Source organism: Kitasatospora sp. NPDC057965 (genome assembly GCF_042887135.1).
Classification (GTDB): domain Bacteria; phylum Actinomycetota; class Actinomycetes; order Streptomycetales; family Streptomycetaceae; genus Kitasatospora.
Genome location: NZ_JBHVPZ010000036.1, coordinates 40,889 through 55,083 on the forward strand (window position 1 = coordinate 40,889; position 14,195 = coordinate 55,083).

Annotated in this window: 14 protein-coding genes; 7 read left to right on the plus strand and 7 right to left on the minus strand. The window is 75.0% G+C overall.

What is annotated here, in order from left to right:
• Positions 1 to 152: 152 nt before the first annotated feature.
• Positions 153 to 1,778 (plus strand): alpha/beta fold hydrolase, encoded by a 1,626-nt coding sequence (locus ACFVVU_RS33485; protein WP_380685140.1) that lies wholly within the window; start codon positions 153 to 155, stop codon positions 1,776 to 1,778.
• A gap of 81 nt (positions 1,779 to 1,859) precedes the next feature.
• Here ACFVVU_RS33485 and ACFVVU_RS33490 read toward each other — a convergent pair whose 3' ends face one another.
• The 4 genes from ACFVVU_RS33490 to ACFVVU_RS33505 form a co-directional block, all read right to left on the minus strand.
• Positions 1,860 to 3,116: an NAD(P)/FAD-dependent oxidoreductase gene (locus ACFVVU_RS33490; protein ID WP_387793821.1), complete on the minus strand. Its 1,257-nt coding sequence runs from the start codon at positions 3,114 to 3,116 to the stop codon at positions 1,860 to 1,862.
• Between the two features lie 130 nt (positions 3,117 to 3,246).
• Positions 3,247 to 3,678, minus strand: coding sequence for a nuclear transport factor 2 family protein (locus ACFVVU_RS33495; RefSeq protein WP_380686940.1), 432 nt, complete (start codon positions 3,676 to 3,678; stop codon positions 3,247 to 3,249).
• Positions 3,679 to 3,683: 5 nt separating this feature from the next.
• Positions 3,684 to 4,487 carry an MBL fold metallo-hydrolase gene (locus ACFVVU_RS33500; protein WP_380686942.1) on the minus strand — a complete coding sequence of 268 codons (804 nt, stop codon included), beginning with the start codon at positions 4,485 to 4,487 and terminating at the stop codon, positions 3,684 to 3,686.
• Between the two features lie 132 nt (positions 4,488 to 4,619).
• The gene (locus tag ACFVVU_RS33505; protein ID WP_380686944.1) at positions 4,620 to 5,939 is read right to left on the minus strand and encodes an MFS transporter; all 1,320 of its coding nucleotides are present in this window, start codon (positions 5,937 to 5,939) and stop codon (positions 4,620 to 4,622) included.
• 101 nt (positions 5,940 to 6,040) lie between these two features.
• On the opposite strand from ACFVVU_RS33505, the gene ACFVVU_RS33510 reads away from it, so the two are divergent.
• Complete coding sequence (locus ACFVVU_RS33510; RefSeq protein ID WP_387793822.1) at positions 6,041 to 7,141, plus strand: DUF5937 family protein; 1,101 nt, start codon at positions 6,041 to 6,043, stop codon at positions 7,139 to 7,141.
• Positions 7,142 to 7,179: 38 nt separating this feature from the next.
• Positions 7,180 to 8,046 (plus strand): PhzF family phenazine biosynthesis protein, encoded by an 867-nt coding sequence (locus tag ACFVVU_RS33515; protein WP_387793823.1) that lies wholly within the window; start codon positions 7,180 to 7,182, stop codon positions 8,044 to 8,046.
• 27 nt (positions 8,047 to 8,073) lie between these two features.
• On the opposite strand, the gene ACFVVU_RS33520 is transcribed toward ACFVVU_RS33515, so the two are convergent.
• The gene (locus ACFVVU_RS33520; RefSeq protein ID WP_387793824.1) at positions 8,074 to 8,436 is read right to left on the minus strand and encodes a hypothetical protein; all 363 of its coding nucleotides are present in this window, start codon (positions 8,434 to 8,436) and stop codon (positions 8,074 to 8,076) included.
• Positions 8,437 to 8,746: 310 nt separating this feature from the next.
• Between ACFVVU_RS33520 and ACFVVU_RS33525 the strand changes: the two genes are divergently transcribed.
• Positions 8,747 to 9,979 carry an aminoglycoside phosphotransferase family protein gene (locus ACFVVU_RS33525; RefSeq protein ID WP_387793825.1) on the plus strand — a complete coding sequence of 411 codons (1,233 nt, stop codon included), beginning with the start codon at positions 8,747 to 8,749 and terminating at the stop codon, positions 9,977 to 9,979.
• Positions 9,980 to 10,067: 88 nt separating this feature from the next.
• Here the strand turns inward: ACFVVU_RS33525 and ACFVVU_RS33530 are convergent, their stop codons facing one another.
• Both ACFVVU_RS33530 and ACFVVU_RS33535 read right to left on the minus strand, forming a co-directional pair.
• Positions 10,068 to 10,340, minus strand: coding sequence for a ferredoxin (locus ACFVVU_RS33530; RefSeq protein ID WP_387793826.1), 273 nt, complete (start codon positions 10,338 to 10,340; stop codon positions 10,068 to 10,070).
• Positions 10,337 to 11,578 (minus strand): cytochrome P450, encoded by a 1,242-nt coding sequence (locus ACFVVU_RS33535; RefSeq protein WP_380689394.1) that lies wholly within the window; start codon positions 11,576 to 11,578, stop codon positions 10,337 to 10,339. The genes ACFVVU_RS33530 and ACFVVU_RS33535 overlap by 4 nt, the downstream gene beginning before the upstream one ends.
• Positions 11,579 to 11,994: 416 nt before the next feature.
• Here ACFVVU_RS33535 and ACFVVU_RS33540 point away from each other — a divergent pair, with 416 nt between their 5' ends.
• The 3 genes from ACFVVU_RS33540 to ACFVVU_RS33550 all read left to right on the plus strand — a co-directional run bounded on the left by ACFVVU_RS33540 (position 11,995) and on the right by ACFVVU_RS33550 (position 14,186).
• Complete coding sequence (locus ACFVVU_RS33540; protein WP_380689396.1) at positions 11,995 to 13,080, plus strand: S-(hydroxymethyl)mycothiol dehydrogenase; 1,086 nt, start codon at positions 11,995 to 11,997, stop codon at positions 13,078 to 13,080.
• The gene (locus ACFVVU_RS33545) at positions 13,077 to 13,715 is read left to right on the plus strand and encodes an MBL fold metallo-hydrolase (RefSeq protein ID WP_380689399.1); all 639 of its coding nucleotides are present in this window, start codon (positions 13,077 to 13,079) and stop codon (positions 13,713 to 13,715) included. Before ACFVVU_RS33540 ends, ACFVVU_RS33545 begins: the two co-directional genes overlap by 4 nt.
• 69 nt (positions 13,716 to 13,784) lie before the next feature.
• On the plus strand, positions 13,785 to 14,186 hold the full coding sequence (locus tag ACFVVU_RS33550) for a TIGR03618 family F420-dependent PPOX class oxidoreductase (RefSeq protein ID WP_355376109.1): 402 nt from the start codon (positions 13,785 to 13,787) through the stop codon (positions 14,184 to 14,186).
• The last annotated feature ends 9 nt before the right edge of the window (positions 14,187 to 14,195 follow it).

Sequence of the window (14,195 nt, forward strand, 5' to 3'; positions counted from 1 at the left end):
ATCGACCGCACTGTTTCCCGTCAATCAGCCGCTGGAACGACGGATTGACGACCCCTCGGGCCGATCCCGCAAGAATCTCCCGTCGCACACGTCTTCCCCTGCTGATCGAGTACTGACAGGCTGTGCGGGTTTGCAGAACCGGAGGAGGTTTCGTGTCCCGTATCACCAGCGTGGCACTGGCTGTCACCAGTGCCCTCGCCCTCGTCGCCGGATCGGCCGCGGCGGCCGTCGCCGCCCCGTCCGCCGGCCCGGCGCCCGAGGCCAAGGTGGCACCGGTCGACTGGAAGCCGTGCAACCCCGACCCGACCCAGCCGGACCCGAAGATCTACGACTGCGCCGTCTACCAGGTGCCGCTCGACTACGACCACCCCAACGGCGAGACCACCGGCATCGCCATGATGCGCCGCCGCGCGAGCGACCCGGCCAAGCGGATCGGCTCGCTCTTCATCAACCCCGGCGGGCCGGGCGGCAGCGGCTACATGTGGGCGACCACCACCCGCTTCGGCAAGGACGTCCAGGACCGCTTCGACCAGATCGGCTTCGACCCGCGCGGCGTGGAGCGCAGCAACCCGCTGAAGTGCTTCACCACCGACGAGGAGGCCGCCGGCGTCAACGACCGGATGGTCGGCGTCCCGGTGACCAAGGCCGAGATAGCCCAGACCATCGACGCCACCGAGGACTACAGCGACGCCTGCTCGCGCAACGCCGGCCCGCTCATCGAGCACATGTCGACCATCAACGTGGTCCGCGACCTCGACCGGATGCGCCGCGCCGTCGGCGACACCAAGCTGAACTTCGTCGGCTTCTCCTACGGCACCCTGATCGGCGCCACCTATGCCGGCATGTACCCGGACAAGGTCCGCGCGCTGATCGTCGACGGCAACGTCGACCCCAACCTGCGGATGCACAACGGCGTCGAGTACGACCGCCAGCGCGCCACCGGCTTCGAGGTCGCCCTCGCCGAGTACCTCAAGCGCTGCCAGACCGCGGGCGCCCCGCGCTGCGCCTTCGGCGACGGTGACACCCGCACCAAGTTCGACTCGCTCCGCGACCGCCTGCGCACCGGCCCGGCCACCCTGCCGGACGGCACCCAGGTCACCCTCTCCAGCTTCACCGGCCAGGTCGCCAACGCCCTGTACGCGCAGAGCCGTCAGGCGCCGCTGGCCAAGTCCCTCCAGGCGCTCTACTCGGTCGTCAACGCCCCGGCCGCCGCCGCCCAGGGCCTGGCCCCGGTCACGCCGGTCGACCCGGCCGCCGTCGAGGACGCCAAGGTGCTCGCGACGGAGGTGCCGAACGCGCTGCGCGAGGCCCTGCCGGAGACCGCGTACTCCGCCGACGACTCCTACTACGGCGTCAACTGCCAGGACAAGCCGTACCCGTCCAACCCGTGGACCTTCGTCAACCTGGCCAAGGCCTGGGAGAAGGAGTCGCCGACCTTCGGCCGCTACCAGGCCTTCGACGGCCCGACCTGCTCCAGCTGGCCGGCCCCGGCCCGCGACGCCGAGCGCTTCACCGGCCCGTGGAACAAGAAGACCGCCACCCCGGTGATGGTCGTCGGCAACCTCTATGACCCGGCCACCAACTACACCTTCTCCCAGCGCATGCAGCGCCAGCTGGGCAACGCGGTGCTGGTGTCGGTCGACGTCGTCGAGCACTGCGCCGTCGGCCGCAGCAAGGAGCTCGGCAAGCTGGTCACCGACTACCTGGTGAACCAGAAGGCCCCGGCCGCCGGCCAGCTGCTGAAGCCGGACGCCGAGGCGTTCCCGCCGGTCGCCTGACACCCGACCACCGCGAATCAGAACGGCCCGCTCCCGGAAACAGCCTTCCGGGAGCGGGCCGTTCGGCGTACCCGGAGCCGCTCAGAGATCGGTGAGGGGGACGGTCGGGTCGGCGAGGGCCTTCACGTCCACCGGGCGGCCGGAGCGGACCAGTTCGCGGATCGGGTCGGTGACGTCCCAGACGTTGACGTTCATGCCGGCCAGGACCCGGCCCTCGGAGAGCCAGAAGGCGATGAACTCGCGGGTGGCCGGGTCGCCGCGGAACACCACGCGGTCGTAGCCGCCGGGTTCGACGTAGCCGGTGTACTCCATGCCGAGGTCGTACTGGTCCGTGAAGAAGTAGGGGACACGGTCGTACACCGCGTCCTCGCCGAGCATCGCCCGGGCGGCGGTCTGCGGCTGGTTGAGGGCGTTGGCCCAGTGCTCGACGCGCAGGTGGCGGCCGAAGAGGGGGTGGTAGGCGTTGGCGACGTCACCGGCCGCGTGGATGTCGGGGTCGGAGGTGCGCAGGTGCTCGTCGGTCTTGATGCCGTTGTCGACCGTCAGGCCGGCCGCCTCGGCGAGCGCGGTGGTCGGGGCGATGCCGATGCCCACCACCACCGCGTCCGCCGCCACCGTCGTTCCGTCCGCCAGCCGGACACCGGTCACCCGGCCGCCCTCGCCGGTCAGTTCGGTGACCTGCACGCCGAATCGCAGGTCCACGCCGTGGTCGCGGTGCAGGTCGGCGAAGACCTGCGCCACCTCGTGGCCCAGCACCCGAAGCAGCGGCAGTTCGGCCGCCTCCAGCACCGTCACCTCGGCGCCCGCCGTCCGTGCCGCGGCCGCCGTCTCCAGCCCGATCCAGCCCGCGCCGATCACCACCACCCGGGCGCCCTCGCGGAACACCCCGCGGATCCGCTCGCTGTCCTCCACCCGTCGCAGGTAGTGCACGCCCTCCTGCTCCGCCCCGGGCACCGGCAGCCGGCGCGGTACCGAGCCGGTGGTCAGCAGCAGCTTCGCGTACTCCACCCGCCCGTCGTCGGCCAGCGTCACCGTGTGCCCCGCCGGGTCGATCGCGACCACCGGCGTGCCCAGCCGCAGTGTCACGTCGTGCTCGGCGTACCACTGCGGCGGATGGACGTAGATCTTCTCCCGGTCGGTCTTGCCGAGCAGATAGCCCTTGGAGAGCGGCGGACGCTCGTACGGGCGCTCGTGCTCGTCGCCGATCAGCACGATGCCACCGGTGTACCCGGCCTCGCGCAGCGCCTGCGCGGCCTTGGCGCCGCCGAGGGAGGCGCCGACGATCACGAAGGGGCGCTCCCGCCCGCCGCCTCCGGTGCCGCTGCTGTCCGTGCTCATGGTGAACTCCTCGTTCTCCGGCGGAAATCACGGACAGCCTGCCGCCGGCCGGGGGAGCTGTCGAGAGCGCGTGCGGCGCGCCGCGCGGGCTCCCCCGAACGGGTGACGCGCTGGTCAGGGCGTCAGGGCTTCAGGCCGTCATCGCGTCCCGGACCAGCGCGGTGTCGGTGAACTGCTCGAACCGCACGATCCGCCCGCCGCGCACCGTGAAGTGGTGCGCCACCCGCACCGCCAGCGGCCGGCGGGTGGCCTTGTGCACCGCCGTGTACCGGCCCAGCACCACCACCTCCTCGCCCGCCACCACGTACCGGTCGTCGTGCGCCGTCCAGTCCTCCCACTCGGCGGCCAGCCGCTCCATCACCCCGCCGGTGACGCCCTTCGGCGTGCGGTAGGTGCCGCCCAGCGGGAAACCGGCCATCTCGGTCCACTCCACGTCGTCGGCGAGCGTGCTCCGCAGTGCCCCCAGATCGCCGCGCGCCGAGGCCAGGTACTGGCGGCGGACCACGTCGGCCGGGGCGTCGGACTCCGCGAAGGCGGCCTCGGACCTCGGGATCTCGATCATCGCGCTCAGCCCCAGCTCAGCTCGCCCTTGGCGACCTTCGTGCCGAGGTCGACCGCCAGTGGCATGCCCAGTTCCGGGAAGCGCCGCTCCAGCGCCGCCCTGGCCGCCGCCGCGTCCGGTGCCCGGCCGATCTCCGTCTCGAAGGCCCGCAGGTAGTCGCGGGTGTGGTCGATCGAAGAGGTGTCGGTCGGCGCGCCGTCCGTGCGGTGCCCGGCCACCACGAACGCCGGCTCCAGCGCCGCCATGCCGTCCAGCAGGTCGATCCAGGCGGCCCGCTGCTCCGGCGTCGGCGTGTCCGCCGTCCACACGTGCAGTCCCTGGAACAGCAGCACGCCGCCGAGCACCGTGCGGTGGTGGTGCTGCCACAGGTAGTGCCGGTCCGGCAGGTGGAAGTCCGCGCCGCGCAGCTCGAAGCGGTGCCCCTCGAAGACCAACTCGTCGCCGTGCAGCACCTCCGGGCGCACCAGCCGGGTCGGCAGCTCCGGCCCCAGGTGCGCCCAGGCCCGCTTCTTGGCGTCGAAGGTCTCCTGGATGTGCTCGACCGTCGACGCGGTGGCCAGGAACCGGGCCTGCGGGAAGACGTCCTGCAGCTCCTGGGCGCCGAAGTAGAAGTCCGGGTCGCCGTGGCTGACGAACACCGTGGTCAGCCGCTTCCCGCTCGCCTTCACCCGCTCCGCCAGCCGCCGCCCGTCGGACCGGGTGAACCCGGCGTCCACCAGCAGCGCGTCCTGCGGCCCGGTGACCAGCACGGAGGTCTTGTCGAGCGAGCTGTCCGGGCTGTCGATGACCTCGAAGTCGAGGGCGCTCATGCGGTGTCCTTCCTCACGACCGGAGCCGGGCGCGTGCGCGCGCGTGCCTCGCCGCCCAGGATCGGCGACCGGGGGCCCGCCCGCACCCCGGGCCGCAACCCGGTCCGCCGTGCCGGGCCGCCGTGCCGGTCCTCAGCCGGCCGGGCGGAGGCGGGCGACGGCGGCCGCGGCGAGGAGGGTGACGGCGGCGAGGGACGGCCACAGGACGCCGGGTCCGACGCCGAGCAGGGCGGTGAGGACGGCCGGGGCGAGCGCTCGGCCGACACCCATCGACAGCTCCCAGCGGGCCAGGGCACGGCCGAGCAGGTGCGGCGGCGCGCTCGCGGCGACCAGGGCGGTGCCCGAACCGGAGTAGAGGATCTCGCCGAGGGTGAAGAGCACCGACACCACCGCCACGGCGGACGCCCCGGCGGTGCCGCCGATCCCGCCGGCCGCCCAGAAGCCCAGGTAGGAGAGGGCGAGCGCGGTGCCGCCGACGGCCAGCAGGGTGTGCCGGGAGCGGTGGGCGAGGCGGAGCACCACGGCCAGCTGGAGGGTGATCACCAGCACGGTGTTGCCCACGAAGATGCCCGAGGACCAGGCCGCGGAGGTGTGCAGGTGCAGTACCAGCAGCGCCGGCAGGGCCACCTCCAGGACGTCGAAGGAGAAGGCGAAGGGCAGGTTGGCCACGCTGAGCAGGGTGATCCGGCGCAGCGCCGGGGCCGCGGCGGGCTCGGTTCCCGCAGGGCTCCCGGACGCGGCAGGACCCTCGGACACGACAGGGGCCGACGGCATCCGGGGCGCGGACACCCGCAGCGAGTGCACCAGCACCGCCGACAGCAGGCACCCCACGGCGGTCACTCCGGCGAGCATCCGCAGCGTCGCCGGGCCGCCCGCCACCGCGAGGGTCGCCAGCAGCGCGCCCGCGCCCATTCCGGCGTTGCGCAGCGTCCGCCCGGCCGCCAAGGCGGCGTCCCGGGTGCGGCCCTCGGTGAGCGTCGTGACGACGGCGGCGTGGGTGGCGGGCCAGGACTGGCTGCCCACCCCGAGCAGCACGGCCGCCGCCACGAACCCCGGCGTGCCGTCGGACAGCAGCAGCGTCACCGCTCCGGCCGCCCGCACCAGGAGGGTCGCCGCCGCCGGCAGGCTGCGGGCGCCCCGGTCGATCCACCGGCCGGTGAGCGGGAGGACGAGCAGGCCCGCGACCATCCCGGCGGACATCGCGAGGCCGGCCGTCCCCGCGTCCAGGGCGAGCACGCCGATGCCGTAGAGCAGCAGGAACGGCCGCAGCAGGCCGGTGCCGAGCGCGTCCACCAGCAGCGCGGCCGCGTAGCGCGGGCCGCCCGCGGCGGTGAGCAGGCCGAGCAGGGCGGCCGGTCCGCTGCGGGGCTCCGGTGGGACGGAGGGTGGGACGGGGGACGGGGTGGGGGCCGGGGCGGGGGAACGGTGCGGTGGGGTTCGGGTCGGGTTCATGACCGGTACCGTCGGCCCCCGCCCACCCGGCGGGCACGTCGATTGACGAGTCCCGCCAATCGGTGCCGGGTGCCGTCGTCGCAGGTGACAGGATCGGAGTCGTGAGCCTGACCATCGACATCACCGGCCTGCCCGACGAGCGCCTGCTGTTCACCCCCTCCCCGCTGGCCGAGCTCAGCGCCATGCTGCACGTGCTCGCCGAACCGGCGCACCACCCCACCCTGCACGGCTGGGCGGCGAGCACCACGGCCGCCGTCCCGCCGGCGCTCGCCGACCGGCTCGGCGAGGCGGAGTTCCTCTGGCGCTCCTCGCGCGCCGACTTCCTCGTCCCCGGACTGCCCGGCGCCACCCTCGCCGCGGAACTGGACGCCGTCGACCGGATCGACGACGAGCAGTACGTCCGCGCCGCCCTCGTGATGACCTGCGGCGCCTCCCGGCTGGCACACCGGTTCGCCTCGCCGCTCACCGACCCGGTCGCACAGGAACGGGCCCGCGACCTGGCCCTGGCCCGCGGCCCCCGGCAGGCCGACTTCGCCGACCGGCTGCTCACCGACCCGCCCGCCGTCCGGGCGCTGGTCCGGCGGCTGCTGGAGGACTGCGCGGACGCCTTATTCGCCGACGCCTGGCGCCGGGTGCTGCCCGAACTGGCCTCCGACGCCCGCCGCAAGACCGACCTGCTGGTACGGCACGGCGCGGCCGAGGCACTGGCCGCCGTCTCCTCCTCGGTGCAGCTGGAGGACACCGGCGAGGGACGGCGCCGGATCGTCGTCGACAAGCTGCAGGACAACACCACCAGCGGGACCGCCGGCGGCGGCGTCACCTTCGTCCCGACCGCCTTCGGCCGGCCGCACCTGCTGGTGGTCTCGGCGCCCGGCTGGCGGCCGGTGGTGCAGTACCCCGTCGCCGAGGAGGGCGGCGGGACCGAACCGGTCTCGCTCGCGGTGGTCCAGCAGCGGCTGGAGGCGCTCGCCCACCCCGTCCGGCTCCGGCTCGCCCGCACCATCGCCCGCGGCCCGCACACCACCGGCGAGCTCGCCGCCGCCTGGCAGATCAGCGCGCCCGAGGTGTCCCGGCACCTTGCGGTGCTCCGCAAGGCCGGCCTGCTGACCACCCATCGGCGCGGGCGGTACATGCACTACCAGCTCGACCTGGCCGGCAGCGCCCGGCTCGGCACCGACCTGCTGGAAGCGGTGCTGCGGTGACGGGGAACACGGAGCCGACGGGGCACGTTCGAGCGGTCATGACCAGTGACGACGCCGCCCCCGGCGCACCCGAGATCCTGCGCTACGCCGCCTTCGCCGCCGACCCGGCGGGCGGCAACCCGGCGGGCGTGGTGCTCGACGCGGCCGGCCTGTCCGGCGAGCGGATGCTCGCGATCGCGGCCGAGGTCGGCTACTCGGAGACCGCCTTCCTGACCCCCGACCCGGCGGGCGGCTACGCGGTGCGCTACTTCAGCCCGCTCACCGAGGTGCCGTTCTGCGGCCACGCCACCGTCGCCTCCGCCGTGGCACTGGCCGAACGAGTCGGCCCGGGAGACTACCTCTACCGCACGGCGGCGGGCGAGGTGCCGGTCGAGGTCGCCGAGGACCCCGACGGCGGCCTGCGCGCCACCCTCACCAGCGTCGAGCCGCAGGTCACCGAGGTGGACGCGGCCGACGTCACCGAGGCGCTCGCCCTGCTCGGCTGGGCACCCGAGGACCTCGACCCCGCGCTGCCGCCCCGCTGCGCCTACGCGGGCGCCCGGCACCTGGTGCTGGCCGCCGCCACCCGTGAGCGGCTGGCCCGGCTCGCGTACGACTTCGACGGCCTCGCCGCCTTCATGACCGCCCGTGACCTGGTCACCCTCCAGCTGGTCTGGCGCGCCGGCCCCGACGTCTTCCACGTCCGCAACCCGTTCCCGGTCGGCGGCGTCGTCGAGGACCCGGCCACCGGCGCGGCGGCCGCCGCCTTCGGCGCCTACCTGCGCGCCCTCGACCCCGCCGGCGCCCCGCCCGCCGTCACCCTCCACCAGGGCGAGGACCTCGGCCGCCCCGGCGTGCTGCACGTCGACCTGCACTCGGCGGCCCCACGCGTCCGCGTCTCCGGCGCGGCGGTGGCCATCCCGTAGGGCAGGGGGCCGCCGGGTGGGCCGGGATCAGGCCCCCGGCCTACCGAACACCCGGGCGGTCCAGGCGTCGAGCCGCGAACCGAAGGCCGCCGCCGAGTCGATGCCCGCACCCGGGAGCACACCGTCGTCGTCCGGGCCGGCGACATGGTCGACATCGGCCCAGCCGCCCCGGAAGAGCACCACCGACAGCAGGGTGTCCGCGGGGCCGGAGAGCAGCACGCCGATCGAGTCGGGATCGGCCACCCGCGCCCGGTCCGTCTCCAGCCCCTGCGGCCACGTGCCGCCCTCACGCCACGTCACCCGGCCCACCAGCAGTCCCGCGGCCTCCCACCGGGGTGCGCGCGCAGCCACCTCGGCGGCTGCCTGGTCAAGATCCACGACCCGCTCCATGGGATGAATGATGCCCCATGGGTCGTGGCGGTGGAGGGTGGCGCCGTCCAGCGGTGTCGCCCGGCAGGCGCGGTGGCCGCCCGGGTGTCGGCGTGTGCCGGGGGAGGTTGTGGGGTGCCGGGCGGCGGGGCCGTCGGGGGCGTTCGCGCGACGGCTCGGTGGTGCCCTCGTCATGATCCGATCCGCGACCGTCCGCCGCGGATCGGAGCATGCCCCGGCACCGGTGTCTGCCTGTGGGACCGCCGCCCCGACCGGACCCCCGGCCGGAAAACCGGTCGCGTGGGTGGGGCGGGTGCGGGAACCTGCCACGGTGAATCAAGCGGATGTGCGGACGGTCGGTGTCCATCTCACCCACGGGGGCGACTACCTCGGGCCGGTGGGTCCCTTCGAGGTGGGGGAGCCGTGGTGGTCGTCGGTCGGGTCGGTGGTGGAGCGGGTCTCGGGCGAGGTCGGGGTGCCGGTGGTGGTGGTCCGGCTGGTCGCGGTGACCGGCGGGGAGGGTGGCCGCGGCGGGCACCCGGTGTACCACGTGGAGGCGCTGGAGCGCCCGGCCGGACGGGCCGCGCGGCCGGCGGACGCCGGGACCGCGGCGCTGCTGGGGCCGGCCGAGCGGCGGGCCGGCTGGGCGACGCCGCAGGGGCTGCGGGCGGCGCTCGACTGGGCGGAGCGGGCGCTTGCGGCGGCCGGACGGCCGGTCACCGGGCGCGCCGGGCAGGTCCGCAGCTGGAACCTGTCCGGCCTGTTCCGGCTGCCGACGGCCACCGGCCCGGTCTGGCTGAAGGTGGTCAACCCGGCGTTCAACGCCCGTGAGGCGGAGGCGATCGCGCTGTTCGGCGCCGCCGACCCGGCGCTGGTGCCGGTGGTGCTCGCCGCCGACCCGGCCGAGGGGCGGGTGCTGCTGGACGAGGTGCCCGGGGAGGACTGCTGGGGCCCGTCGGAGGCGGTGGTGGCGGACGTCGTACCGCGCCTGGTCGCCGCGCAGGCCACGCTCGCGGCCGACGGCCGGGCCGCCGCGGCGGGGCTGCCCGACCGTACCCCGCGCGCGCTGGCCGCCGCCGTCCCCGGGCTGCTCGACCGGCTCGCCGCCGGGTCGGAGCTGACGGCCGGGGAGCTTGCCGACGCCCGGGTGCTGGCCGGGCGGCTGCCCGCGCTGGTCGAGGAGCTGGCCGCCTGCGGGCTGCCGGAGACGGTGCTGCACGGCGACTTCCACCCGGGCAACTGGCGCTCCGACGGCGGCGCACCGGTGGTCCTCGACTTCGCGGACGCCTGCCTCGGCCACCCGGTGGCCGACGCGCTGCGGCCCCGGGCGTTCGTGTCCGGGGAGCGGTGGGCCCAGCTGGCCGGGGAATGGGCGCGGGCCTGGCGCGAGCGGGTGCCGGGCTGCGCGCCGGAGCGGGCGCTGGAGCTGGCCCCTCCGCTGTTCCACCTCGGGTACGCGCTGCGGTACCAGGAGTTCCTGGACCACATCGAGGACAGCGAGCGCCCGTACCACGAGGGCGACCCGGCGGCCGAGGTGCGGCGCGCGCTGGAACGGGCCCGCTGACCCCCGGCCGCCCCCGGCTGCCCCCGGTGCCGTCGGCGCCGCGCCGGTCGGGGCGCGGCGCCGACGGACGGTCAGCCCGGCAGGACGGTCACCCGGCCGGGCTGATCCGGCGTCCGTCGCGGGCGCCGTACAGGGTGAGCGCCTCGACCGGGCAGTAGTCGACGGCGTCGGCCAGCTCCGGGGTGAGCGGTTCCCCGGCGGCGCCGGTCGGCTGCTCGCGCAACGGCCGCGCGAGGCCGTCGGCGCCGAGCGCCAGCGAGCCGGGCGCGGTCAACGCGCACATGCCCGAGCCGATGCACCGGTCGCGGTCGACCTGGACGATCACCTCCGGCCCGGTCCCGGCCGTGCCGTGGCCGGTCACCAGGAGACCTGCAGCCGCTGCGGGCTGCGGGTCAGCAGGCCGCGACGCCAGTCGATGGCCTCCTGCGGCGCGGTGAGCCGCAGCGCGGGCAGCCGCCGGGCCAGCCGGTGCAGGGCGAGTTCCAGCTCCATCCGGGCCAGCCAGGCGCCCAGGCAGTGGTGCGGTCCGGCGCCGAAGGTGTACATCGGCGCGGCGAGCGGGGAGAACAGCTCGGTCAGCAGGTCCCCGGTGAACACCCCGGGGTCGGTGTTGGCGGCGTTGACGTCGGCCGCGACCACGCTGCCGGCGGGGATCCGCACCCCGCCGATCTCGACGTCCTCCGCGGCCCGCCGCAGCAGGCCGGGCAGCACGTCGGCGTCGCCCAGCGGGACGACCCGCAGCAGCTGTTCGGTGGCGGCGGCCGCGCTCTGCTCGTCGGAGGCGAGCTGCTCCCAGGCGTCGCGGCCCTCGCCGAGGAGGTAGACGAGGGCGTTGCCGAGCGAGGTCATGGTGGTCTCGTGCCCGGCCACGACCAGGCCGATGACCAGCGTGACGATCTGCTCCTCGGTGATCCCGGGGGTGTCGGCGGCGGCCGCCAGCAGGCTGCTGACCAGGTCGTCGCCGGGCGCGGCGCGCCGCTCGGCGACGACCTCGGCGCCGAACGCGGCGAACTCGTCCATGGCGGTGCGGATGGCCTGCGCCGTGAACGCGGTGGTGGCCAGGGCGTGGTCGCTCCAGTGCTCCAGGCGCTTGCTGTCGAGGAGGTCCAGGCCCATCAGCCGGCTGATCACGGCCACCGGCAGCGGACGGGTGTAGCCGGCGACGATGTCGGCGGGCGAGCCTTCGTCGATCAGCTCGTCGATCAGGCCCTCGACCACCGAGGCCACCCAGGGGCGCCAGCGGGCGATGGCGCGCGGGGTGAACGCCCGCTGCACGGTGCGGCGCAGCCGCTGGTGCTCGACGCCGTCGATGTTGAGCAGCCCGTTCGGGTCGTCGAGCAGGTTGGGGGTGAGGGTGAGCGGCGGGGCGTCCGGCGTGTGGAGCGGGGCGCGGCCCAGGCGCGGGTCGGTGAGCACCTGCCGGACGTCGCTGTGCCGGCTGACCAGCCAGACCGGGGTGCCGGTGGGCAGGGCGGCCAGTCGGGGCGGTCCGGGCGCGGTCAGGCGCAGGCAGTGCAGCGGCGGCAGCACGGCCGGGGCCGGGCCGGGGGGAGTGGCGGTACCGGTTCCGGCACCGGTGGCACTGTTGTCGGCGGACATCCGTACTCCAGTCTCCAGGGCGGTGGCCGCCGCGGACGGCGGCCGGCGGGGGGTGGATCCGGGCGGTGCGCGGGGGACGGGCGGGCCGGCCGACGGGTGTGCCGGGTGTGCCGGACTGGCTACGACCGTACGTGGGCGACGGTCCGTCGTCAGCGAGCTTTCCGGCCAACGCCCGGGAACCGTGGGCATGGTGAGGACGCGGCGACGGCAAGGGGGCGCTCGGCGGTGATCGCGCGCCCCGTGGTGCGCCCCGTGGTGGGCCGCCGCGGTGAGCCGGATCACCCGGGACGCTCCCCGACCCGCCGCCGGACCGGGCGCTACGCTTCGTGGGCGAGTCGTCCGACTCGTGTCGACCGACCGTGTCGACGCAGGTCACGCCGGTGCAGAGCGGCACCGGCCGACGGAGGTGGAACCGGATGGGCCAGCAGGTCAAGGCAGTCATCGCGCGCGCCAAGGGTGCGCCCGTGGAGGTGACGACGATCGTCGTGCCCGACCCCGGGCCGGGCGAGGCGGTGGTGCGGATCCAGGCCTGCGGCGTGTGCCACACCGATCTGCACTACCGCGAGGGCGGGATCAACGACGAGTTCCCGTTCCTGCTCGGCCACGAGGCCGCGGGCATCGTGGAGACGGTCGGCGAGGGCGTCACCGAGGTCGAGCCCGGCGACTTCGTCGTCCTCAACTGGCGCGCCGTCTGCGGCCAGTGCCGCGCCTGCAAGCGGGGCCGGTCCCAGTACTGCTTCAACACCCACAACGCCAAGCAGCGGATGACGCTGCTCGACGGCACCGAGCTGTCCCCGGCGCTGGGCATCGGCGCGTTCGCCGAGAAGACCCTGGTCGCCGCCGGCCAGTGCACCAAGGTCGACCCGGCCGCCGACCCGGCGGTCGCCGGTCTGCTCGGCTGCGGCGTGATGGCGGGCATCGGCGCCGCGATCAACACCGGCAACGTCGGCCGCGGCGACACGGTCGCGGTGATCGGCTGTGGCGGTGTCGGCGGCGCTGCCGTGCTGGGCTCGCGGCTGGCCGGCGCGTCGAAGATCATCGCGGTGGACATCGACGACCGCAAGCTCGCCACCGCCGAGAAGCTCGGAGCCACCCACACCGTCAACTCGAAGAACACCGACCCGGTCGAGGCGATCCGCGAGCTGACCGGCGGCCACGGCGCGGACGTGGTCGTCGAGGCGGTCGGCCGCCCGGAGACCTACCAGCAGGCCTTCTACGCCCGCGACCTGGCCGGCACCGTCGTCCTGGTCGGCGTGCCGACTCCGGAGATGAAGCTGGAGCTCCCGCTGCTCGACGTGTTCGGGCGCGGCGGCGCGCTGAAGTCCTCCTGGTACGGCGACTGCCTGCCCTCCCGGGACTTCCCGATGCTGATCGACCTCTACCTCCAGGGCCGTCTGGACCTCGGCGCCTTCGTCAGCGAGACCATCGGGCTCGACGCGGTGGAGCAGGCGTTCGAGCGCATGCACCAGGGTGACGTGCTCCGTTCGGTGGTGGTCCTGTGAGCGACACGACCGCCCGCATCGACCGGCTCGTCACCGCCGGCACCTTCGAGCTCGACGGCGGCAGCTGGGAGGTGGAGAACAACGTCTGGATCGTCGGCGACGACACCGAGGCCGTGGTGATCGACGCGGCCCACGACGCCGCCGCGATCGAGCGGGCGCTGGCCGGGCGCCGGCTGCTCGCCATCGTCTCCACCCACGCGCACAACGACCACATCGACGCCGCCCCGGAGCTCGCGGCGCGCACCGGCGCGCCGATCCTGCTCCACCCGGACGACCTGCCGCTGTGGAAGCTCACCCACCCGGAACGCCTCCCCGACGGCGAACTCGCCGACGGACAGCGGATCGAGGTCGCCGGCACCGGGCTGACCGTGCTGCACACCCCCGGCCATGCTCCCGGCGCGGTCTGCCTGTACGCGCCGGACCTCGGCACGGTGTTCACCGGCGACACCCTCTTCCACGGCGGCCCGGGCGCCACCGGCCGCTCGTTCTCGCACTTCCCGACGATTATCGACTCCATCCGCGAGCGGCTGCTCACGCTGCCCGCGGACACGGTGGTCCGTACCGGCCACGGCGACCCGACCACCATCGGCGCCGAGGCCCCGTCCCTCCAGGACTGGATCACCCGCGGCCACTGAGCGCGCGGGGGTGCCCGAGGCCCGGGCCCGGCGGTCCGCCGCCGGGCCCGGGCACGTACGATCGCGGCCATGGCCCATGACCCGCGTGCGCTCGACGACGCCTTCCTCGCCTTCTGGCGGGAGCGGCACATCTCCACCCTGACCACCCACCGCCCGGACGGGTCTCCGCACGTGGTGCCGGTGGGCGTGACGTTCGATCCCGGGACCGGCGTCGCGCGGGTGATCAGCAGCCGCACCAGCCGCAAGGTGCGTAACGTGCTGGCGGCCGGGGAGGCCGGGCAGCGGGTGGCGGTCTGCCAGGTGGACCGGGCGCGCTGGTCGACGCTGGAGGGCGTCGCCGTGGTGCGCGACGCGCCGCAGGAGGTGGCCGAGGCGGAGCGCCGGTATGCCGAGCGCTACCGCGAGCCGCGGGTGAACCCGGACCGGGTGGTCATCGAGATCACCGTGGACCGGGTGCTCGGGCGCGCGTAGCGACAACTG

Excerpts from the sequence above, each read along its gene's own strand:
- ACFVVU_RS33490 (WP_387793821.1), bottom strand. The coding sequence starts at position 3,116 with ATGAGCACGGACAGCAGCGGCACCGGAGGCGGCGGGCGGGAGCGCCCC.
- ACFVVU_RS33495 (WP_380686940.1), bottom strand. The coding sequence starts at position 3,678 with ATGATCGAGATCCCGAGGTCCGAGGCCGCCTTCGCGGAGTCCGACGCC.
- ACFVVU_RS33500 (WP_380686942.1), bottom strand. The coding sequence starts at position 4,487 with ATGAGCGCCCTCGACTTCGAGGTCATCGACAGCCCGGACAGCTCGCTC.
- ACFVVU_RS33505 (WP_380686944.1), bottom strand. The coding sequence starts at position 5,939 with ATGAACCCGACCCGAACCCCACCGCACCGTTCCCCCGCCCCGGCCCCC.
- ACFVVU_RS33515 (WP_387793823.1), top strand. The coding sequence starts at position 7,180 with ATGACCAGTGACGACGCCGCCCCCGGCGCACCCGAGATCCTGCGCTAC.
- ACFVVU_RS33520 (WP_387793824.1), bottom strand. The coding sequence starts at position 8,436 with ATGGAGCGGGTCGTGGATCTTGACCAGGCAGCCGCCGAGGTGGCTGCG.
- ACFVVU_RS33535 (WP_380689394.1), bottom strand. The coding sequence starts at position 11,578 with ATGTCCGCCGACAACAGTGCCACCGGTGCCGGAACCGGTACCGCCACT.
- ACFVVU_RS33540 (WP_380689396.1), top strand. The coding sequence starts at position 11,995 with ATGGGCCAGCAGGTCAAGGCAGTCATCGCGCGCGCCAAGGGTGCGCCC.
- ACFVVU_RS33550 (WP_355376109.1), top strand. The coding sequence starts at position 13,785 with ATGGCCCATGACCCGCGTGCGCTCGACGACGCCTTCCTCGCCTTCTGG.